19 protein-coding genes are annotated in these 19962 nt (G+C 70.9%); 2 read left to right on the forward strand and 17 right to left on the reverse strand.

Annotation, left to right across the window (positions count from 1 at the left end):
- Positions 1–30: 30 nt before the first annotated feature.
- The 3 genes from IE124_RS31605 to IE124_RS31615 all read right to left on the reverse strand — a co-directional run bounded on the left by IE124_RS31605 (position 31) and on the right by IE124_RS31615 (position 2813).
- Positions 31–657: a vitamin K epoxide reductase family protein gene (locus tag IE124_RS31605; protein WP_189513042.1), complete on the reverse strand. Its 627-nt coding sequence runs from the start codon at positions 655–657 to the stop codon at positions 31–33.
- A gap of 174 nt (positions 658–831) precedes the next feature.
- Positions 832–2094, reverse strand: coding sequence for a histidine--tRNA ligase (gene hisS / locus IE124_RS31610; RefSeq protein ID WP_189513043.1), 1263 nt, complete (start codon positions 2092–2094; stop codon positions 832–834).
- Between the two features lie 11 nt (positions 2095–2105).
- Positions 2106–2813 carry an MBL fold metallo-hydrolase gene (locus IE124_RS31615; RefSeq protein WP_189513044.1) on the reverse strand — a complete coding sequence of 236 codons (708 nt, stop codon included), beginning with the start codon at positions 2811–2813 and terminating at the stop codon, positions 2106–2108.
- A 163-nt stretch (positions 2814–2976) separates the two neighbouring features.
- Here IE124_RS31615 and IE124_RS31620 point away from each other — a divergent pair, with 163 nt between their 5' ends.
- Both IE124_RS31620 and IE124_RS31625 read left to right on the forward strand, forming a co-directional pair.
- Complete coding sequence (locus IE124_RS31620; protein ID WP_189513045.1) at positions 2977–3774, forward strand: peptidylprolyl isomerase; 798 nt, start codon at positions 2977–2979, stop codon at positions 3772–3774.
- A gap of 203 nt (positions 3775–3977) precedes the next feature.
- Positions 3978–5207, forward strand: coding sequence for a DUF349 domain-containing protein (locus tag IE124_RS31625; protein ID WP_189513047.1), 1230 nt, complete (start codon positions 3978–3980; stop codon positions 5205–5207).
- A 69-nt stretch (positions 5208–5276) separates the two neighbouring features.
- Here the strand turns inward: IE124_RS31625 and IE124_RS31630 are convergent, their stop codons facing one another.
- The 14 genes from IE124_RS31630 to IE124_RS31695 form a co-directional block, all read right to left on the reverse strand.
- Positions 5277–7760 carry a RelA/SpoT family protein gene (locus IE124_RS31630; RefSeq protein ID WP_189513049.1) on the reverse strand — a complete coding sequence of 828 codons (2484 nt, stop codon included), beginning with the start codon at positions 7758–7760 and terminating at the stop codon, positions 5277–5279.
- Between the two features lie 231 nt (positions 7761–7991).
- Complete coding sequence (locus tag IE124_RS31635; RefSeq protein WP_189513051.1) at positions 7992–8543, reverse strand: adenine phosphoribosyltransferase; 552 nt, start codon at positions 8541–8543, stop codon at positions 7992–7994.
- A complete protein-coding gene (gene secF / locus IE124_RS31640) occupies positions 8540–9610 on the reverse strand; it encodes a protein translocase subunit SecF (protein ID WP_189513053.1) in 1071 nt (356 codons plus the stop codon). Before secF ends, IE124_RS31635 begins: the two co-directional genes overlap by 4 nt.
- A 1-nt stretch (position 9611) precedes the next feature.
- A complete protein-coding gene (secD, locus tag IE124_RS31645; RefSeq protein ID WP_189513055.1) occupies positions 9612–11390 on the reverse strand; it encodes a protein translocase subunit SecD in 1779 nt (592 codons plus the stop codon).
- A 143-nt stretch (positions 11391–11533) separates the two neighbouring features.
- The gene (gene yajC / locus IE124_RS31650) at positions 11534–11992 is read right to left on the reverse strand and encodes a preprotein translocase subunit YajC (protein ID WP_189513057.1); all 459 of its coding nucleotides are present in this window, start codon (positions 11990–11992) and stop codon (positions 11534–11536) included.
- A gap of 176 nt (positions 11993–12168) precedes the next feature.
- Positions 12169–13257 carry a Holliday junction branch migration DNA helicase RuvB gene (ruvB, locus tag IE124_RS31655; protein WP_189513059.1) on the reverse strand — a complete coding sequence of 363 codons (1089 nt, stop codon included), beginning with the start codon at positions 13255–13257 and terminating at the stop codon, positions 12169–12171.
- 61 nt (positions 13258–13318) lie between these two features.
- Entirely contained in the window at positions 13319–13951 is a 633-nt protein-coding gene (gene ruvA, locus IE124_RS31660) for a Holliday junction branch migration protein RuvA (RefSeq protein ID WP_189513061.1), read from the reverse strand.
- Positions 13948–14547 carry a crossover junction endodeoxyribonuclease RuvC gene (gene ruvC / locus IE124_RS31665; protein WP_189513063.1) on the reverse strand — a complete coding sequence of 200 codons (600 nt, stop codon included), beginning with the start codon at positions 14545–14547 and terminating at the stop codon, positions 13948–13950. The genes ruvA and ruvC overlap by 4 nt, the downstream gene beginning before the upstream one ends.
- A gap of 117 nt (positions 14548–14664) precedes the next feature.
- Entirely contained in the window at positions 14665–15417 is a 753-nt protein-coding gene (locus IE124_RS31670; protein WP_189513065.1) for a YebC/PmpR family DNA-binding transcriptional regulator, read from the reverse strand.
- A gap of 62 nt (positions 15418–15479) precedes the next feature.
- Complete coding sequence (gene pdxT / locus IE124_RS31675) at positions 15480–16073, reverse strand: pyridoxal 5'-phosphate synthase glutaminase subunit PdxT (RefSeq protein WP_189513066.1); 594 nt, start codon at positions 16071–16073, stop codon at positions 15480–15482.
- Positions 16074–16079: 6 nt separating this feature from the next.
- Positions 16080–16994: a pyridoxal 5'-phosphate synthase lyase subunit PdxS gene (gene pdxS, locus IE124_RS31680; RefSeq protein WP_055644543.1), complete on the reverse strand. Its 915-nt coding sequence runs from the start codon at positions 16992–16994 to the stop codon at positions 16080–16082.
- Positions 16995–17109: 115 nt separating this feature from the next.
- On the reverse strand, positions 17110–17652 hold the full coding sequence (locus IE124_RS31685; protein WP_189513067.1) for a hypothetical protein: 543 nt from the start codon (positions 17650–17652) through the stop codon (positions 17110–17112).
- Between the two features lie 219 nt (positions 17653–17871).
- Entirely contained in the window at positions 17872–19026 is a 1155-nt protein-coding gene (locus tag IE124_RS31690; protein WP_189513068.1) for a glycosyltransferase family 4 protein, read from the reverse strand.
- Complete coding sequence (locus IE124_RS31695) at positions 19023–19958, reverse strand: phosphatidylinositol mannoside acyltransferase (RefSeq protein ID WP_370468851.1); 936 nt, start codon at positions 19956–19958, stop codon at positions 19023–19025. Before IE124_RS31695 ends, IE124_RS31690 begins: the two co-directional genes overlap by 4 nt.
- Positions 19959–19962 lie beyond the last annotated feature (4 nt).

Genomic DNA, 19962 nt, shown 5'->3' on the forward strand with positions numbered 1-19962 from the left:
TAGGTCACGCCACCGACAGTGCCGCCGCCGTCAGCTGGTCCAGAAGTCCCACCAGCGGGTCAGGATCAGCATCCCGATGATCCCGATGTGCAGGACGGGCAGGAGCCAGGTGAACTCGTCGAAGAAGGTCCTGAGGCCGCTGGGGGCGGGGATGACACCGCGCCGGACGTTGTGCGAGGTCACGTACCAGAACATGACGATGGTGGCGACCCAGGCCAGGCAGCACCACAGGCAGAGCGAGTTGATCTCGTACAGCGACTGGTACATGAGCCAGGTGCAGAAGCCGACGCCGAAGAGGGTGCCGGCGTTGAGGCCGAGCCAGTACCAGCGGCGGTAGCGGGCGCCCGCGAGGAGGCCGACGCCGATCGCGATGACCACGGCGTACGTGACGAGGCCGAGCATCGGGTTGGGGAAGCCGAAGACCGCGGCCTGCTCGCTCTTCATGATGTTGCCGCAGGAGACGATCGGGTTGAGGCTGCAGCCCGGGGTGAAGCTCGGGTCCTCCAGGAGCTTGATCTTGTCGATCGTGATGATCCAGGAGGCGAGCAGGCCGGCCGCTCCGGTGATCACGAGCAGCCAGGAGAAGGCCCGGCTCGCCCCGATCGTGCCGCCGCCGTCCCGGCCGGACGCGACCTCGTCCACCGCTGCCTTCGCCATGTCACCTGTTCCCTCGCTCGCCGGCCTTGTGGGCACGGACATTCTGCCGCACCGGGCTGTGTTCGGTGGACATAAGGACGTGGGCCGCCCCCTCCCGGACGCGCCCCCTCCCGGATCACGCGGAGGGGCCCGGACCGCTCCCCGCGGTCCGGGCCCCTCCGTCCGTACGGTCCGTCAGGCCAGCTTGGCCCGTACCGCGTCCAGCAGGGCGTCCACGGCGACCGCCTGCTGCTCGCCGGACTCCATGTCCTTGAGCTGGACGACGCCCTCGGCGAGGTCGCGCTCACCGGCGACGACGGCGAGGCGGGCGCCCGAACGGTTGGCGTCCTTCATGGCGCCCTTGAGGCCCTTGCCGCCGAAGGAGAAGTCCGCGGAGATGCCCTCGCGGCGCAGCTCGGTGACCTTGCCGAAGAGGATCCGGCGGGCCTCCTCGCCGATGGCCACGGCGAAGACGCTGGTGACGGCGGGGAGGTCGAGCTCGATGCCTTCCGCCTCCAGGGCGAGGACCGTGCGGTCCACGCCGAGCGCCCAGCCGACGGACGGCAGCGCGGGGCCGCCGATCATCTCGGAGAGGCCGTCGTAGCGACCGCCGCCGCCGACCGCCGACTGCGAGCCGAGGCCGCCGTGGACGAACTCGAAGGTCGTGCGGGTGTAGTAGTCCAGGCCGCGCACCAGCTTGGCGTCGTCCTCGAACTCCACGCCCGCCGCGGTGACCAGGGCGCGCACCTCCTCGTGGTACGCCTTGCACGCGTCGCAGAGGTAGTCGCCGAGCAGCGGGGCGCCGACGAGCTGCTTCTGCACGGACTCGCGCTTGTCGTCGAGGACGCGCAGCGGGTTGATCTCGGCGCGGCGCAGGGTCTCCTCGTCGAGGTCGAGCCCGCGCAGGAAGCTCTGGAGGGCCTCCCGGTAGACGGGGCGGCACTCCTTGTCGCCGAGCGAGTTCAGCAGGATGCGGAAGTTCCGCAGGCCGAGCGAGCGGTACGCCTGGTCGGCGAGGATGATCAGCTCGGCGTCGAGCGCCGGGTCCTCGGCACCGATCGCCTCGGCGCCGACCTGCGAGAAGTGACGGTAGCGGCCCGCCTGGGCGCGCTCGTAGCGGTAGTACGAGCCGGAGTACCAGAGCTTCACCGGCAGGTTGCCCTGCTTGTGCAGGTTGGCCTGGAGCGCGGCGCGCAGGACGGACGCGGTGCCCTCCGGACGGAGGGCGAGGTGGTCGTTGCCCTTCGTGGTGAGGGTGTACATCTCCTTGGTCACGATGTCGGTGGACTCACCGACACCGCGGGAGAACAGCTCGACGTTCTCGAAACCGGGGGTCTCGATGTAGCCGTAGCCGGAGTTCCTCAGCGGCGTGGAGATCGCGTCCCGGACCGCCAGGAACGTGGCGGAGCGGGGCGGGATCAGGTCGTACGTGCCCTTGGGGGCCTGAAAGGTGCTCACGAAAAGTCTCGTCACATTCCTCGTCGGGGAGCCTTCGTGCTCCCGAGGCCGGCGGCCACGTCCCGCAGATAGGGGTTCGTGGCACGCTCCTGGCCGATGGTCGTCTGGGGACCGTGTCCCGACAGCACCACGGTCGAGTTGTCGAGGGGCAGGCACACGCGGGCCAGCGATTCGAGCATCTCGTCCATGTCACCGCCGGGCAGGTCGGTGCGTCCGATGGAGCCGGCGAACAGCAGGTCCCCGGAGAAGAACACGGAGGGGATCTCCGTGGTCTCCGGCATCCTGAAGGTCACCGACCCCTTGGTATGACCGGGCGCGTGGGCGACGGAGAAGTCGAGACCGGCGAGCTTCAGCTCGGCGCCATCGGTGAGCTCGCGCACGTCGTCGGGCTCTCCCACGGTCAGCTCGCCCATGAGGGGCATCCCGATGGAGCGGCCGAGGGCCTTCTCCGGGTCGCTCATCATGTAGCGGTCGGACGGGTGGATCCACGCGGGGACGTCATGGGCGCCGCACACCGGGACGACGGAGGCGACGTGGTCGATGTGTCCATGGGTGAGGACGACGGCGACGGGCTTGAGCCGATGCTTCTTGAGCGTCTCCTCGACTCCCTGGGCGGCCTGGTGGCCCGGGTCGATGATCACGCACTCCTCGCCTGCGGCGGGGGCGACCAGGTAGCAATTGGTCCCCCAGGCCCCGGCGGGGAACCCGGCAATCAGCACGTTCGTCCTTAGATGTCGTCCGGCACGGGGGCGCGGAATTCGCGGCAATCACGAAATGTGGCAGATCAGAGCCTACCGGCGCTGCCGGTTCCACAGCCAACCCGTATACGGTACGGGCACATCCGGCCAGGCCGGGAACAGACGAGCGACGGGAGCGGACCCGGTGGTCACGAGCGATCAGCGGCGGCGGCAGCTTGCCAGGGAGAAGTACGCGCGGCAGCAGGAGCGGCGGGAGGAGAGGCGGCGCAAGGCGAAGCAGCGCAACATCGTCATCGCGGCCTCCCTCGCCGTGGTCCTGGCGGCCGGCGGCGCCGTGTACGCCTCGGTGGCGCTGACGGACGACTCGAAGGACTCGGACTCCGTCGCGGGCGACACGCCCACCACCGCGGCCCCGACGCCCACGCAGAGCGAGTCGGCGGCCCCCGAGCCGAAGATGGCCGTGGACGCCAAGGCCACGTACACCATGACCCTCAAGACCAACGAGGGCGACATCGCGATCGCGATGGACGCGGCGAAGACCCCGCGCACGGTGAACTCCTTCCACCACCTCGCCGCGAAGAAGTACTTCGACGGGAGCAAGTGCCACCGTCTGACGACCGACGGCATCTTCGTGCTCCAGTGCGGCGACCCGACCGGTCAGGGCACCGGCGGCCCGGGCTACAACATCCCGGACGAGAACCTGGACGCCCTGGGCAAGGCCGGCGCGGACGGCAAGGTGACGTACCCGGCCGGCACGGTCGCGATGGCCAACACCGGGCAGCCCGGCACCGGCGGTTCGCAGTTCTTCCTCGTCTACAAGGACAGCAAGCTGCCGCCGAGCTACACCCCCTTCGGGAAGATGGACGCGGCCGGTCTCAAGGCGGTCAAGGACGTCGCCGCGGCCGGTGGCGTGGACGGCGCCGCGGACGGTGCTCCGAAGAAGCCCGTCACCGTCGAGAAGGCCACTGTCGCGAAGAAGTGAGCCGGGCGTCCGCACCCGGGCGCGACCGTGGAATTTCGGTCGCGCTGAGTGCGGACAGCCGGGCCGCCGTTCGCCTAGATTGGGCGTTGTGCAGCGTGGGCCTGTCGGCCGCGCGCTGCGGAAGGCGGGCGAGGCCCGCCGGGAAACTGTGGACGATGCCCGGGGGGTACCACCCCGCGACGGCATCATGGTGAGGAGGCGCTGTGAGCAGCGACCCGTGGGGCCGCGTCGACGAGACGGGCACCGTGTACGTGCGGACGGCCGAGGGTGAGAAGGTCGTCGGATCGTGGCAGGCCGGCACCCCTGAGGAGGCCCTGGCCTACTTCGAGCGCAAGTACGAGGGCTTGGTGGTCGAGATCGGCCTCCTCGAGAAGCGCGTGAGGACCACCGACCTCTCGGCGAAGGACGCCACCACGGCGATCGAGCACATCCGCCAGCAGATCGACGAGCACCACGCCGTCGGCGACCTGGCGGCGCTCGGCGCCCGGCTGGACAAGCTCGTCACGTCGGTCGACTCGCGCCGCGAGGAGCGCAAGGCCCAGAAGGCCAAGCAGACCGACGAGGCGCGGGCGGCCAAGGAGGCGCTCGTCACCGAGGCCGAGGAGCTGGCGCAGAGCGAGCAGTGGCGCTCCGCGGGCGAGCGGCTCCGGGCGCTCGTGGACACCTGGAAGGGTCTCCCCCGGCTGGACCGCAAGTCCGACGACGAGCTGTGGCACCGCTTCTCGCACGCCCGCTCGGCGTTCTCGAAGCGCCGCAAGGCCCACTTCGCCTCGCTCGACGCCCAGCGCGAGGACGCCCGCAAGGCGAAGGAGCGTCTGGTCGCCGAGGCGGAGTCGCTGTCGAACTCGACCGACTGGGGCACGACGGCGGCCCGCTACCGCGACCTGATGACGGAGTGGAAGGCGGCCGGCCGGGCGCAGCGCGAGCACGAGGACGACCTGTGGAACCGCTTCCGCGGTGCCCAGGACGTCTTCTTCGCGGCGCGCGGCGAGGTCTTCGCCGAGCGGGACGCGGAGCAGACCGAGAACCTCAAGCTGAAGGAGGAGCTCGCGACCGAGGCCGAGAAGCTGCTCCCGGTGACGGACCTGAAGGCGGCTCGTGCGGCCTTCCGCTCCCTCAACGAGCGCTGGGAGGCCATCGGCCACGTCCCGCGTGACGCCCGTCCGAAGGTCGAGGGCCGGATGCACACGGTGGAGCGTGCGATCCAGGAGGCCGAGGAGACCGAGTGGCGCCGGACGAACCCGGAGGCGCGTGCGCGTGCCGCGGGTCTGACCGGTCAGCTCCAGGACGCGGTCGAGAAGCTGCGGAAGCAGATCGACGCGGCCCGCGCCGCCGGGAACGACTCCAAGGCCGACAAGCTCGCCCGCGAGCTGGAGGGCCGTCAGGCCCTGCTCGACCAGGCCATGAAGGGCCTGGAGGAGTTCGGCGGCTGACGTTCTCCGTGAGCGTACGAGGAAGGCCCCCGGCATCGCGCCGGGGGCCTTCCTCGTGGGTGCGTACCGCTACGGGCGACGGGCGCTGGTCACGCGGTAGACGTCGTAGACGCCCTCGACGCCCCGGACCGCCTTGAGGACGTGGCCCAGGTGCTTGGGGTCGCCCATCTCGAAGGTGAAGCGCGAGGTGGCCACCCGGTCGCGGGACGTCTGGACGGCCGCCGACAGGATGTTGACGTGCTGGTCCGAGAGGACCCGGGTGACGTCGGAGAGCAGCCGGGAGCGATCGAGGGCCTCGACCTGGATGGCGACCAGGAAGACCGAGGACTGGGTCGGTGCCCACTCGACGTCGAGGATGCGCTCCGGCTCGCGGGAGAGCGATTCCACGTTCACGCAGTCGCTGCGGTGAACCGATACGCCACTGCCCCGGGTGACGAATCCGATGATCGGGTCGCCGGGCACGGGCGTGCAGCAGCGGGCCAGCTTCACCCAGACGTCCTCGACGCCCTTGACGACGACACCGGGGTCCGCGTTGGAGCGGCGCTTGGAGCGGCCGCGGGTCGGCGGAGCGACCTCCTCGATGTCCTCGGTGGCGGCCTCCTCGCCGCCGAGCGCCTGGACCAGCTTCTGGACGATGGACTGGGCGGTGACATGCCCCTCGCCGATCGCCGCGTACAGCGAGGAGATGTCGGTGTAGCGCATCTCGTGGGCGAGGGTGACGAGGGAGTCGCCGGTCAGGATCCGCTGGATCGGCAGGTTCTGCTTGCGCATGGCCCGCGCGATGGCGTCCTTGCCCTGCTCGATGGCCTCGTCGCGGCGCTCCTTGGAGAACCAGGCGCGGATCTTGTTGCGGGCGCGGGGGGACTTGACGAAGCCGAGCCAGTCGCGGGAGGGGCCTGCGCCGGCGGCCTTGGAGGTGAAGACCTCGACCAGGTCGCCGTTGTCGAGGGTCGATTCGAGCGGTACGAGCCGGCCGTTGACCCGCGCTCCTATGGTGCGGTGACCGACCTCGGTGTGGACCGCGTAGGAGAAGTCGACGGGGGTGGCGCCGGCGGGCAGCGCGATGACGTCGCCCTTGGGCGTGAAGACGAAGACCTCGTTGCGGGAGAGGTCGAAGCGGAGGGACTCCAGGAACTCGCTGGGGTCCTCGGTCTCCTTCTGCCAGTCGAGGAGCTGGCGCAGCCACGCCATGTCGTTGAGGTGGTCGTCCTTGCCGGTCCTCTTCGGCACGTCGGCGCGGACCTTGGAGGCGCCGGCGACGGCCTCCTGCTTGTACTTCCAGTGCGCGGCGATGCCGTACTCGGCGCGCCGGTGCATGTCGAAGGTGCGGATCTGGAGCTCGACCGGCTTGCCGTTGGGTCCGATGACCGTCGTGTGCAGCGACTGGTACATGTTGAACTTCGGCATCGCGATGTAGTCCTTGAACCGGCCGGGGACCGGGTTCCATCGCGCGTGGACGGTGCCGAGAGCGGCGTAGCAGTCCCTGACCGTGTCGACGAGGACACGGATGCCGACCAGGTCGTAGATCTCCGCGAAGTCACGGCCGCGGACGATCATCTTCTGGTAGACGCTGTAGTAGTGCTTCGGGCGGCCGGTGACGGTGGCCTTGATACGGGCGGCGCGCAGGTCGGTCTGGACCTCGTCGGTCACTATGGCGAGGTACTCGTCCCGCTTGGGCGCGCGCTCGGCGACGAGCCGGACGATCTCGTCGTACATCTTGGGGTAGAGGATCGCGAAGGCGAGGTCCTCCAGCTCCCACTTGATGGTGTTCATGCCCAGGCGGTGGGCCAGGGGCGCGTAGATCTCGAGGGTCTCGCGGGCCTTCTTCTCCTGCTTCTCCCGCTTGAGGTAGCGCATGGTGCGCATGTTGTGCAGGCGGTCGGCGAGCTTGATGACCAGGACGCGCGGGTCCTTGGCCATGGCGACGACCATCTTGCGGACCGTCTCGGCCTGCGCGGCCTCGCCGAACCTGACCTTGTCGAGCTTGGTGACGCCGTCGACGAGCAGGGTGACCTGGTCGCCGAAGTCGCGGCGCAGGTCCTCCAGGCCGTACTCGGTGTCCTCGACGGTGTCGTGCAGGAGGCCGGCCATCAGCGTCGCCGGGTCCATGCCGAGCTCGGCGAGGATCGTCGTGACGGCGAGCGGGTGCGTGATGTACGGGTCGCCGCTCTTGCGCTTCTGGCCGCGGTGCCAGCGCTCGGCGACCTGGTAGGCGCGCTCGATCTGGCGGAGTGTCGCCGTCTCGATCTTGGGGTCGTTGGAGCGGACGATCCGCAGCAGCGGTTCGAGGACCGGGTTGTACGGGGACGAGCGCTGGACGCCGAGGCGGGCGAGGCGCGCGCGGACGCGGTTGGACGAGCCGCCCGAGCGGGCGGGCGCGGCCGGGGCGGGCCGGGCGGCGGGGGCCGGAGTGGGCGCCGGTGCCGGGGCGGGCGTCTCGGGCACGGGCCCGGTCTCCGCGGGCTTGTCCTGGGGCGTGCCGGTCCCCGGCGCGGCCTTTTCGGCCTTCGGGTCGGGCTGCGCGGCGGAGAGTGACTGGGCCTCGTCTGGCAAGAGCGCTCCTCGTGCGGTTCCGGGTCCCCCGGTCAGGCCCGGAAAGGCCATGGTATCGAGCCACGACTCGCTGTGCTCACGCGCCCGTGACGCGGACGGCACGGACGGCGGAGAAGGGCGCCTTTCCGGCCCCGTAAGGGGACACAAGGGAAAAACAGCGGGGGCGCTCCGGGGATTCCCCGGAGCGCCCCCTGTGGGCCATGGTGTGGGCCGTGCTGTCGGACCCTTGGGTCAGACCGTGATCAGTGCGTTGAGCGGGGCACCGTTCAGGACCGGTTCCAGCCGGGCGCGGCCCGGGAGGAAGCCGAGCTCCATGAGGACCGCGACGCCCGCGACCTCGGCGCCCGCGCGGCGGATGAGCTCGATCGAGGCCTCGGCCGTACCGCCGGTGGCGAGGACGTCGTCGATGACCATGACGCGGTCGCCCGCGGCGAGGTCCTCGGCGTGGATCTCGATCTCGGCGGTGCCGTACTCCAGCTCGTACGCCTGGCCGAGCGTGGCTCCGGGGAGCTTGCCGGCCTTGCGGACCGGGATGAAGCCCAGGCCCGCGCGGACGGCCACCGGGGCGGCCAGGATGAAGCCGCGGGCCTCCAGGCCGACGATCTTCGTCGCGCCGTGCGCGGAGCACAGCGCGGCGAGGGCGTCGGTGAGGGCCGTGAACGCCTCGGGGTCCGCGAGCAGCGGCGTGATGTCCTTGAACAGCACGCCCGGCTTCGGGTAGTCGGGAACGTCACGGATGCGGCTGAGCAGCAGCTCGGTGACGTCCTGCGTACCCGCGGTCATCCGCGGCGCTCCTGCGCCCCGTGACGGCCCGCGCGCGGGCCGACGACGGCGGCCTCGGCGGACAGCTCGTCGGCGGCGTCCAGCGGTTCGCCCTTGGCCGCGGCGGCGGCCCGCTTGACCATGATGCGCTTCTTGAGAGCCTTGATCGCCGGCTCGCGCTCCTTGAGGTCGGCGACGAGCGGGGTGGCGATGAAGATCGAGGAGTACGCACCGGCGGCGAGACCCACGAACAGCGACAGCGAGATGTCGTTCAGCATGCCGGCGCCGAGGACGCCGCCACCGATGAAGAGCAGGCCGGCGACCGGCAGCAGCGCGACGACGGTGGTGTTGATCGAACGGACCAGGGTGCCGTTGATCGAACGGTTGGCCAGCTCGCTGTAGGTGAAGCGGGTCTGCTTCGTGATGTCCTTCGTCTGTTCCTTGAGGGAGTCGAAGACGACGACCGTGTCGTACAGCGAATAGCCGAGGATCGTCAGCAGACCGATGACCGTACCGACGGTCACCTCGAAGCCCACCAGGGAGTAGATGCCCACGGTGATCGTGAGGTCGTGGATCAGGGCGATGAGCGCCGCGATCGCCATTCTCCACTCGAAGGCGATGGCCAGGTAGATCACCACGAGGATCATGAAGACCCCGAGGCCCGTCCAGGCCTTGGTGGCGATCTGCTCACCCCAGCTGGGGCCGACGAGCTCCGCCGCGATCTTCTCCTCAGGGACGCCCATGTCCTTGGCGAGCTCCTCGCGGACCTGGTCGGACTGCGCGGTGTCGAGACCGCCGACCTGGATGCGGAGGGAGCCGTTGCCGAGCTGCTGGACGATCGCGTCGTGGCCCGAGGCCTCTTCCGCGTACTCCTGGGCCTGGCTGACGGAGACTTCGCTCTTCGGGGTGGTGAAGACGGCGCCGCCCTGGAACTCGATGCCCATGTTGAGGCCGCGGACGGCCAGGGCGACGATGGCGGTGATGGTGATCAGGATGGACAGGCCATACCAGATCTTGCGGTTGCCGATGAAGTCGTAACCGACCTCACCGCGGTGGAGCCGGGCGCCGAGATCTCCGAGCTTCGACATCTCACGCCTCCTTCGGGTCGGCAGCGGCAGGGGTGGTGGCACGGCGGGAGCGGCGCAGCGGCGGCTTGGCGCCGAGACGCTTCGGGTCGAGACCCGACCACGGGTGACCGTTGCCGAAGAACTTGGTCTTCGCGAGCATCGTCATGATCGGCTTGGTGAAGAGGAACACCACGACGATGTCGAGCAGGGTGGTGAGGCCGAGCGTGAACGCGAAGCCCTGGACCTTGCCGACGGTGACGATGAAGAGCACGGCCGCGGCCAGGAACGACACGAAGTCGGAGACCAGGATGGTGCGGCGGGCACGCGGCCAGGCGCGCTCGACGGCCGGGCGGAGCGTGCGGCCCTCGCGGAGTTCGTCGCGGATGCGCTCGAAGTAGACGATGAACGAGTCCGCGGTGATACCGATGGCGACGATGGCGCCGCAGACGGCCGGCAGGTTCAGCGCGAAGCCGATGGCCGGGCCGAGCAGGGCCATGATCACGTAGGTGAGGAGCGCCGAGACACCGAGGCTGAGGATGGCGACCAGCGACAGGCCCCGGTAGTAGGCGACCAGGTAGATGATGACCAGGCCGAGACCGATGGCACCGGCGATGAGACCGGCTTCCAGCTGGTCACCGCCGAGCGCGGCGGTGACGGTGTCGACGCTCTGGGTCTCGAAGGTGAGCGGCAGGGCGCCGTAGGACAGGATGTTGCCGAGGTCCTGGGCGGACTGCTGGTTGAAGTTGCCGGAGATCTCCGCGCTGGCGCTGAGGGTCTGGCGCACCGAGGGCGCCGAGACGACCTGGCCGTCCAGGACGATCGCGAACCGGTTCTGCGGGTCGGCCTGCTGCGAGAGCTTGCCGGTGATCGACTGGAACTTCTTCGAACCCGCGTCCGTGAAGTCCATGGTGACGATCCACATACCGCGCTGCTGGTCGAACTGGCCCGCGGCGTCGTCGACGTCCTTGCCCTCGACCTCGGCGGGTCCGAGGAGGTACTTCGCCCACACGCCGGGGTTGTCCTCGCCGCAGGCCACGGCGGGCTCGGTCGGCTTGACGCCCTGGCCGGCGGCGGCGCGCTGCTTGGGGTCGAGGCAGTTCAGGGTGGCGAACTTCTGCTGCAGCGCCGCGGTGGCGGCGTCGGGCGAAGGGGTCGCCTGCGGGGTGCCGGTGGGCTTCGGCTTCGCGGAGGACGAGGCGGTCGCCGTGGGCGTCGGGCTCGGGGCCTTGAGGGCCTCGCTGACCGCGCGGCCCTGCGTGGTGGCGGTGGCCGTCGGGGTCGCCGACTTCTCACCCACGCTCGCGCCGGTGGAGGACGAGGCGGACGGCTTGGCCGAGGGGGTTCCGGAGGCGGAGCCCGAGGGGGTGGCGCTCGGCGCCGCCGGGGGCGCGCCGTCGGCGACGGTGAGAACGGGCCGGAAGTAGAGCTGGGCGGTGGTTCCGACCTGCTCGCGGGCCTGCTTCTCGTTCGTACCCCGGGGGATGTTCACGATGATGTTCTCGCGGCCCTGGGTCTGGACCTCGGCCTCGGAGACACCCAGGCCGTTGACACGGCGCTCGATGATGCCGACGGCGGTGTTCATGTTGGTCTCGTTGACCGCCGACTCCTGGCCGGGCTCGGCCTTCGCCTTGAGCGTGATCGACGTTCCGCCGGCGAGGTCGATGCCGAGGCGCGGGGTGGTGTGCCCCGACCAGAACATGCCGCCGGTGAGCGCGACCATGGCGATCAGGATGATTGCCAGGGCGCGGCCCGGACGGCTCTGTCCCCCCGCCGGCCCTCGGCCCTTCTTCGGTGCTGCCACCTGTCGTATCTCCCTGTCCAACCGTCTCCCGCCGGGTATGCGTGAGACGGCCACGAAGTGTGTGGTGGGGACCTGCCCCCGCAGACGTGCAACCGTTCCGGGGACCGCGCACGCCGGTGGGCGTGCACGGTCCCCGGCCGCGACTACTTCGCGTCGGCCTCGCCGTCGGCCTTGCCGTCCTTCTGCCCCTCGGAGGCGGCCTCGGCCGCGTCCGCCTTCTTCGTCAGGTCGGCCTTCGGGGCCGCGTCCTCGGGCTCCGCGGTCTCGGTGAGCGAGGAGGCGTCGTCCGGGACGACGGTGTCGGTGTCCGACTCCGGGTCGTCGCCGTGGACGATGCGGTTGTACTCGGAGTCCTGGAGGACCGCGCCGATCGCGTTCTTGGCGTAGACGGCGTGGACGCCGGGGGCGACCTCGAGGAGGACGGTCTCGTCGCCGATCTCCTTGACGGTGGCGTACATCCCGCCGATCGTCCGCACGCCGGTGCCGGGCTGCATCTCGTCGCGCATCTGCGCGGCCGCCTGCTGCTTCTTCTTCGCAGAGCGGGTCATCAGGAACATGGCCCCGATGAGGACGATGAAGGGGAGGAGGGTCACGATGCTCACGGGAAGGGTTTCCTTCGCACGGTCGCGGAGAACCCGCGGCCTGATCTTCGGGGGTGGGCGTGCCGGCCAGAAAGGTCGGCATCGGCGGAGTCTAGGCGAGTCCGCATCGATGGAACAACGTCCAGCATCGCACCCTGGTTCCGGTAGGGGCGAGTGTCCGGACGAGTGTCACACCGTCACGCCCCGAAGAGCCCCTGTTGTCCGCTTCCGTGTGCTCCCGAGCCCGCTGCCTGCGGCGGAACCAGTCCGAGGTGCGTCCATGCGGCGGGAGTAGCGACCCGGCCACGGGGCGTGCGGGCCAACAGTCCTTCGCGTACGAGGAAGGGTTCGGCGACCTCCTCGACCGTCTCGCGCTCCTCCCCCACGGCGACCGCGAGGGTGGACAGGCCTACCGGTCCGCCGCCGAAGAGCTTGAGCAGGGCCTCCAGGACGGCGCGGTCGAGTCGGTCGAGGCCGCGGCTGTCCACCTCGTACACCCGGAGGGCGGCCTCGGCAATCTCCCGGGTGATCATTCCGTCGGCCTTGACCTGCGCGTAGTCACGGACCCGGCGCAGGAGGCGGTTGGCGATGCGGGGGGTGCCGCGCGAGCGGCCGGCGATCTCGGCGGCGCCGGCGGGGTCGATCTCGACGTCGAGGAGGCCGGCGGAGCGGTGGATGACGCGCTGGAGCTCGCTCGGGTCGTAGAACTCCATGTGGGCGGTGAAGCCGAAGCGGTCGCGCAGCGGGGGCGGGAGGAGTCCGGCCCTGGTGGTGGCGCCGACCAGGGTGAAGGGCGGGAGTTCCAGGGGGATGGCGGTGGCGCCGGGGCCCTTGCCGACGATGACGTCGACGCGGAAGTCCTCCATCGCCATGTACAGCATCTCCTCGGCGGGCCGGGACATGCGGTGGATCTCGTCGAGGAAGAGGATCTCGCCCTCCTGGAGGGAGGAGAGGATCGCGGCGAGGTCGCCTGCGTGCTGGATGGCGGGGCCGGAGGTGATGCGGATCGGCGCGTTCATCTCGGCCGCGATGATCATCGAGAGGGTGGTCTTGCCGAGACCGGGGGCGCCGGAGAGCAGCACGTGGTCGGCGGTGGCGCCGCGCTGGCGGGCCGCCTTGAGGACCAGGTCGAGCTGCTGGCGGACCTTCTCCTGGCCGACGAACTCGCTGAGGTCCTTGGGGCGCAGGGCGGCCTCGACGGCCTGGTCGTCGCCCTCGGCGGCGGCGCCGACGATCCGCGCCTCGGCCTCGGCTGCCTCGGCGGTGGTCTCGTCGTCCCAGTTCACGGTGGATGCCTTCTCGTTCGTACGGTCGGGGTGGCGCCCGGCCCCTCCGGGGGCCGGGGGGTCAGCGGGCGCGGTTGAGGGTCTGGAGCGCTGCGCGGAGCAGCTGCGGTACGGGCGCGGTGCCGGTCTCGGCGAGGGCGGCCTCGGCCTGCGGCGTGACGGCGCTGACGGCCTCCTCGGCCTCGCGGCTCGCGTAGCCGAGCCCGATGAGCGCGGCGGAGAGCTGCTCGGTCCAGGGCGCGGGCCCGGAGGCGGCGGCGCGCTGGGCGCCGACCATGCCGCTGCTGCCCAGGGGGGCGCCGAGCTTGTCCTTCAGTTCGAGGAGGAGTTTCTGCGCGCCCTTCTTGCCGATGCCGGGGACGGCGGTGAGGGCCTTCTCGTCGCCGGTGGAGACGGCGATCCGCAGCGCGTCGGGGCTGTGCACGCCGAGCATCGCCTGGGCGAGGCGGGGGCCGACGCCGCTGGCGGTCTGGAGGAGCTCGAAGACCTGTCGCTCGTCGTCGTCGGCGAAGCCGTAGAGGGTGAGCGAGTCCTCACGGACCACCAAGGAGGTGGCGAGCCGGGCCTCCTGACCGATCCTCAGGGCGGAGAGCGTGTTCGGCGTGCACTGGACGGCCATGCCCACACCGCCGACCTCGATCACGGCGGTGCTGGGGGCGAGCGCGGCGACCGGGCCGCTGACGAAGGCGATCATCGGGTTCGGCCTTTCACGGCGGATGCCTGGTGCGGGGTGGTTGTCGGCTGCTGGGCTGCCTGGTGTTTGGCGACCGCCTGCTGGAGGCGGTTCTGGGCGACGGCCTGCTGGAGGCGGTTCTGGGCGGGGGCGCGCCAGATGTGGCAGATGGCGAGGGCGAGGGCGTCGGCGGCGTCGGCCGGCTTGGGCGGCGCGGAGAGCCGCAGGAGCCGGGTCACCATGGCCCCGACCTGGGCCTTGTCGGCGCGGCCGCTCCCCGTGACGGCGGCCTTGACCTCGCTGGGGGTGTGCAGGGCGACGGGGATGCCGCGGCGCGAGGCGCACAGCATGGCGACCGCGCTCGCCTGGGCCGTGCCCATCACCGTACGCACGTTGTGCTGGCTGAACACCCGCTCCACGGCGACCAGTTCGGGTTCGAAGCGGTCGAGCCACTCCTCGATGCCGCGCTCGATGCCGACCAGACGCACGCCGATGTCGGCGTCCGCCGCCGTCCGGACCACGCCCACCCCGAGCATGGTCAGGGGCCGGCCGGCGACGCCCTCGACGACGCCGATGCCGCACCGGGTCAGCCCGGGGTCCACCCCGAGAACGCGCACTGTGCCCCTCCCTGGACCGCTGTCGCTCAACTGTTTGTGCAGGCTATCGGGTGGCACTGACAACGCAGCGGGCCGACGGGGGTGTGTCCCCGTCGGCCCGCTGCGGAAGAGCCGTGATCAGGCGTCGACCTTCTCCATGACCTCGTCGCTGACGTCGAAGTTGGCGAAGACGTTCTGCACGTCGTCGCTGTCCTCCAGCGCGTCGATCAGCTTGAACATCTTGCGCGCGCCCTCCTCGTCGAGCTCGACCTGCATGGTCGGGACGAAGCTGGACTCGGCCGAGTCGTAGTCGATGCCGGCCGCCTGGAGAGCGGTACGGACCGCGACCAGGTCGGTGGCCTCGCTGATGATCTCGAAGGACTCTCCGAGGTCGTTGACCTCCTCGGCGCCGGCTTCGAGCACCGACTCCAGGACGTCGTCCTCGGACAGCTCGCCCTTGGGGAGGACGACGACGCCCTTGCGGTTGAACAGGTACGAGACCGAGCCCGGGTCGGCCATGGAGCCGCCGTTGCGGGTCATGGCGACGCGGACGTCGGAGGCGGCGCGGTTGCGGTTGTCGGTGAGGCACTCGATGAGCACCGCGACGCCGTTCGGGCCGTAACCCTCGTACATGATCGTGGCGTAGTCGACGCCACCGGCCTCGAGGCCGCCGCCGCGCTTGACCGCGGAGTCGATGTTCTTGTTCGGGACCGAGCTCTTCTTAGCCTTCTGGATGGCGTCGTAGAGCGTCGGGTTACCGGCCGGGTCATCGCCGCCGGTCCGGGCCGCGACCTCGATGTTCTTGATCAGCTTCGCGAAGAGCTTGCCGCGCTTGGCGTCGATCACGGCCTTCTTGTGCTTCGTCGTAGCCCATTTAGAGTGGCCGGACATCTGCCTGTCTCCTTCGCGTAACCCATTACTGCACGAACCCCAGAGATCCTACCGGGATCGGATCAGCCCGCGGCGCGCACCATGTCGACGAACAGGGCGTGGATGCGGTGATCCCCCGTGAGCTCGGGGTGGAACGAGGTCGCCAGGGCGTTCCCCTGCCGTACGGCCACGATGTGGCCGCCGTGCTCGGCGAGGACCTCGACCTGGGCGCCGACGGACTCGACCCACGGGGCACGGATGAAGACGCCCTCGACGGGGCCGTCCTCGATGCCCGTGACGCCGACGCCGGCCTCGAAGGACTCGTTCTGCCGCCCGAAGGCGTTGCGGCGGACGATCATGTCGATGCCGCCGAAGGTCTCCTGGCCCGAGCGCGGGTCGAGGATCTTGTCGGCGAGCATGATCAGGCCGGCGCAGGTGCCGTAGACCGGCATGCCCGCGGCGATGCGCTCGCGGAGCGGCTCCATGAGGCCGAAGAGCGCGGCCAGCTTGGAGATGGTGGTGGACTCACCACCGGGGATGACCAGGCCGTCGACCTCGGCGAGCTCCTCGGGGCGCCGGACCGGCCTGGCCACGGCGTCAGCCGAGGCCAGGGCGATCAGGTGCTCCCGTACGTCGCCCTGGAGGGCCAGGACACCGATCACGGGCGTGTTGCTCATCGGTGCTTACCAGCCCCGGTTGGCGTAGCGCTCGGACTCGGGGAGGGTGTCGCAGTTGATGCCGACCATGGCCTCGCCCAGGTTGCGGGAGGCATCCGCGATGACCTTCGGGTCGTCGAAGAAGGTGGTGGCCTTCACGATGGCGGCGGCGCGCTTGGCCGGGTCGCCGGACTTGAAGATGCCGGATCCGACGAAGACGCCCTCGGCACCGAGCTGGCGCATGAGCGCGGCGTCGGCGGGGGTGGCGACACCACCGGCGGAGAACAGCACGACCGGCAGCTTGCCGAGCTCGGCGACCTCCTTGACGAGCTCGTACGGGGCGCGCAGCTCCTTGGCGGCGGCGAAGAGCTCGTTGTTGTCGAAGCCGCGCAGCTTGGCGATCTCGTTCTTGATCTGGCGCAGGTGGCGGACGGCCTCGACGACGTTGCCGGTGCCGGCCTCGCCCTTGGAGCGGATCATGGCCGCGCCCTCGGCGATGCGGCGCAGGGCCTCGCCCAGGTTGGTGGCGCCACAGACGAAGGGGGTCGTGAAGGCCCACTTGTCGGAGTGGTTGACCTCGTCGGCCGGGGTCAGGACCTCGGACTCGTCGATGTAGTCGACGCCGAGGGACTGGAGGACCTGGGCCTCGACGAAGTGACCGATGCGGGACTTGGCCATGACCGGGATGGAGACCGCGCCGATGATCTCTTCGATCATGTTCGGGTCGGACATGCGGGCCACGCCGCCGTCCTTGCGGATGTCCGCGGGGACCCGCTCCAGGGCCATGACGGCCACGGCGCCGGCGTCCTCGGCGATCTTCGCCTGCTCGGCGTTGACCACGTCCATGATCACGCCGCCCTTGAGCTGCTCGGCCATGCCGCGCTTGACGCGGGCCGTGCCGGTCTCGGGGGACTGGAAGGTGGTGGAAGGCGTGGTGGACACAGGTACCTCACTCGTGACAACAGGGGTTGACGACAAGACGAGGTAACAGGCCACATGGGGTCCACATCAAGGGCCAATGTGGACCCGGTGGATCGTTTTCCCAGGTGACGTGGGGTCAGGCAGGTCGATCGGCAAGGGCCACAGGCGGCTCGTCGTCCATTTCGAAGGCCAGCGGGAAGGGTGCGTGGCCTGCGAGGCGGAACCAGCGGACCTTGCGGTGGCGGCGCAGGGCGCGGGCGGCCCGTACGGCGTCGTTGTGGAAGCGGCGCGCCATCGGCACCCGTCGGACGGCCGCGGCCAGCTCCTCGGCGGCCTCCGGGCCGCCGGGCGCCTGCCGTACGAGCTCCACCTGCTCGGGCTCGCCGAAGACGGCGCGCAGCGCCTGGCTGAGCTCGCTCTCGGCGACCTCCCGGTGGTCCTCCTCGGCCTGCCTGGCGGCGTGCGCGGCCTCGTACAGCACGATCGAGGCGGCAGGGTCGAGGACACCGGAGGTGGCCAGCTCCTGGGTGACCGAGGCCCGGCGCAGGAGCTGGGCGTCCAGGGCGGCGCGGGCGGCGTCGATACGGGAGTGGAGACGGTCGAGGCGGCCGGCGGTCCAGCTGAGATAGACGCCGATGAGGATCAGCGCGACGACGGTCCAGATCAGGGTTTCGGTCACGGGCGAACAGGCTACCGGGGCGGCGGCCGCGCCCCTGCCCCCGCGGGCACACCGGGACGGCGCCCCTTGCCGGGCCTGGGCTTCCGGGCAACACGGCGGTGGGCACCGCCCGGCCCGGGCGGGGCGCCGCCCCACACGGCGGTGCGCACCGCCGTAGACCGGGCAAGGCCCGGGCCGAGTGCGGCAAGGCGCCGCCCGGGGCCGGGCTCGCCCCGAGGGTTACAGCCCCAGGCGGGCCCGCAGGCCTCCGACTCGTTCGTCCGTGTCCACCGCCGCCGCGCCGTCCGTGACCGTCTCGTAGACAGCGAGGATGTCCGCGCCGACGGTCGACCAGTCGAAGCGGCGGACGTGCGACGAGCCCCTGGCGCTCAGTTCCGCGCGGCGCGCCTCGTCGCCCAATAGCCGGATCGCCGCGTCCGCGAGCGCGTCCGCGTCCTCGTTGGCGAAGAGCTCGCCCGCGCCGCCCTGGTCGAGGACCTGGGCGAAGGCGTCGAGGTCGGCTGCGAGGACCGGCGCGCCGGCCGACATCGCCTCGACGAGGATGATGCCGAAGCTCTCGCCGCCGGTGTTGGGCGCCACGTACACGTCGACGCTGCGCAGCAGCCGCGCCTTGTCCTCGTCGCTGACCATGCCGAGGAACTCGACGCGTGAGCGCATCTCGGCCGGCAGGGACGCCACCGCCTCCTCCTCGTCGCCCCGGCCGGCGACCAGGAGCCGGGCCCCGGGCCGCTCGGTGAGGATGCGGGGCAGGGCGCGCATGAGGACGGGCAGGCCCTTCCTCGGCTCGTCGATCCGCCCGATGAAGCCGAGCGTCTCGCCCTGCCACTCCTTCTTCGGTTCGGCGCGGGCGAAGAAGTCCACGTCGACGCCGTTGGGGATGAGGACGGCGTCGCCGCCGAGGTGCTCGACGAGGGTCCGGCGCGCGTACTCGCTCACCGCGATGCGGGCGCTGATCTTCTCCAGGGCGGGCTGGAGGATCGGGTACGCGGCGATCATGGCGCGCGAGCGCGGGTTCGAGGTGTGGAAGGTGGCCACGATCGGCCCCTGCGCCGCCCAGCAGGTGAGCAGGCCCAGGGAGGGCGAGGTCGGCTCGTGGATGTGGACGACGTCGAAGGTGCCGTCGTGCAGCCAGCGGCGTACCCGCGCGGCGGAGAGGAAGCCGAAGTTGAGCCGGGCCACCGAGCCGTTGTACGGGACGGGCACGGCCCGGCCGGCCGAGACCACGTACGGCGGGAGCGGTGTGTCCTCGTCGGCGGGTGCGAGGACGGAGACCTCGTGCCCGAGCCGGATGAGGTGCTCGGCGAGGTCGCGGATGTGGAACTGGACGCCGCCCGGCACGTCCCAGGAGTACGGGCAGACGATCCCGATCCTCACGCGGTCCGCTCCCCTTGCCGGTCCGGGCTCTGCGGAGCCTCGGGGCGTTCCTCCAGGTCGGCGAGCCACAGTCGCTGCAGCATGTGCCAGTCCTCCGGGTGGTCCGCGATGCCGGCGGCGAAGGCGTCGGCCAGCGCCTGGGTCGCGGCGGCGGTCCGCTCGGTGCGGGTACCCGACTCGGGTACGTCGACGGGCGGGTGGATCCGCCCGCGCATGACGGCCGTGTCGTCGTACCAGAGCGTCACCGGCAGCAGCAGCGCGCCCGTCTGCTGCGCGAGGATCGCCGGTCCCGCCGGCATCCGCGCCGTGTCACCGAAGAACGTGACCTCGACGCCGGACGCGGACAGGTCGCGGTCGGCGACGAGACAGACCAGGCCGCCGGCCCTCAGCCGCCGCGCGAGCGTCCCGAAGGCGGAGCCTCCGGTGTGCGGGAGGACCTCCATGCCGAGGGACTCGCGGTAGGCGACGAAGCGGTCGTACAGCGTCTCCGGCTTGAGCCGCTCCGCGACCGTCGTGAACGGCACGCCGAGCGCGCGGGTCACCCACACGCCCGCCAGGTCCCAGTTGGCCAGGTGCGGCAGCGCGAGGATGACGCCGCGCCCGGCGGCGAGACCGTCGAGCAGGTAGTGGGCGTCCTTGATGTCGACGTCGCGCTCGACCCGCTCCTTGCTCCAGGTCGGCAGCCGGAAGGACTCCATCCAGTACCGCATGTACGAGCGCATGCCGGCCTTCGACAGCTCGGCGAGCCGCTCCGGCGTGGCGTCCGGCACCACGCGCGCGAGGTTCGACTCCAGGCGCAGGACGCTCTTGCCGCGCCGCTTCCAGGTGAAGTCGGCGATCCGTCGGCCGAGGCCGGTCGCCACCGGCTCCGGCAGTTTCTTCACGGTCGACCAGCCGAGGCCGTACACCCCGTCGGTCAGCCTGTCCTTCAGCGCG

It is taken from the genome of Streptomyces narbonensis (assembly GCF_014649015.1).
GTDB classification, from domain to species: Bacteria; Actinomycetota; Actinomycetes; order Streptomycetales; family Streptomycetaceae; genus Streptomyces; species Streptomyces narbonensis.

Excerpts from the sequence above, each read along its gene's own strand:
- IE124_RS31605 (WP_189513042.1), bottom strand. The coding sequence starts at position 657 with ATGGCGAAGGCAGCGGTGGACGAGGTCGCGTCCGGCCGGGACGGCGGC.
- IE124_RS31635 (WP_189513051.1), bottom strand. The coding sequence starts at position 8,543 with ATGACCGCGGGTACGCAGGACGTCACCGAGCTGCTGCTCAGCCGCATC.
- secF (WP_189513053.1), bottom strand. The coding sequence starts at position 9,610 with ATGTCGAAGCTCGGAGATCTCGGCGCCCGGCTCCACCGCGGTGAGGTC.
- ruvA (WP_189513061.1), bottom strand. The coding sequence starts at position 13,951 with ATGATCGCCTTCGTCAGCGGCCCGGTCGCCGCGCTCGCCCCCAGCACC.
- IE124_RS31670 (WP_189513065.1), bottom strand. The coding sequence starts at position 15,417 with ATGTCCGGCCACTCTAAATGGGCTACGACGAAGCACAAGAAGGCCGTG.
- pdxT (WP_189513066.1), bottom strand. The coding sequence starts at position 16,073 with ATGAGCAACACGCCCGTGATCGGTGTCCTGGCCCTCCAGGGCGACGTA.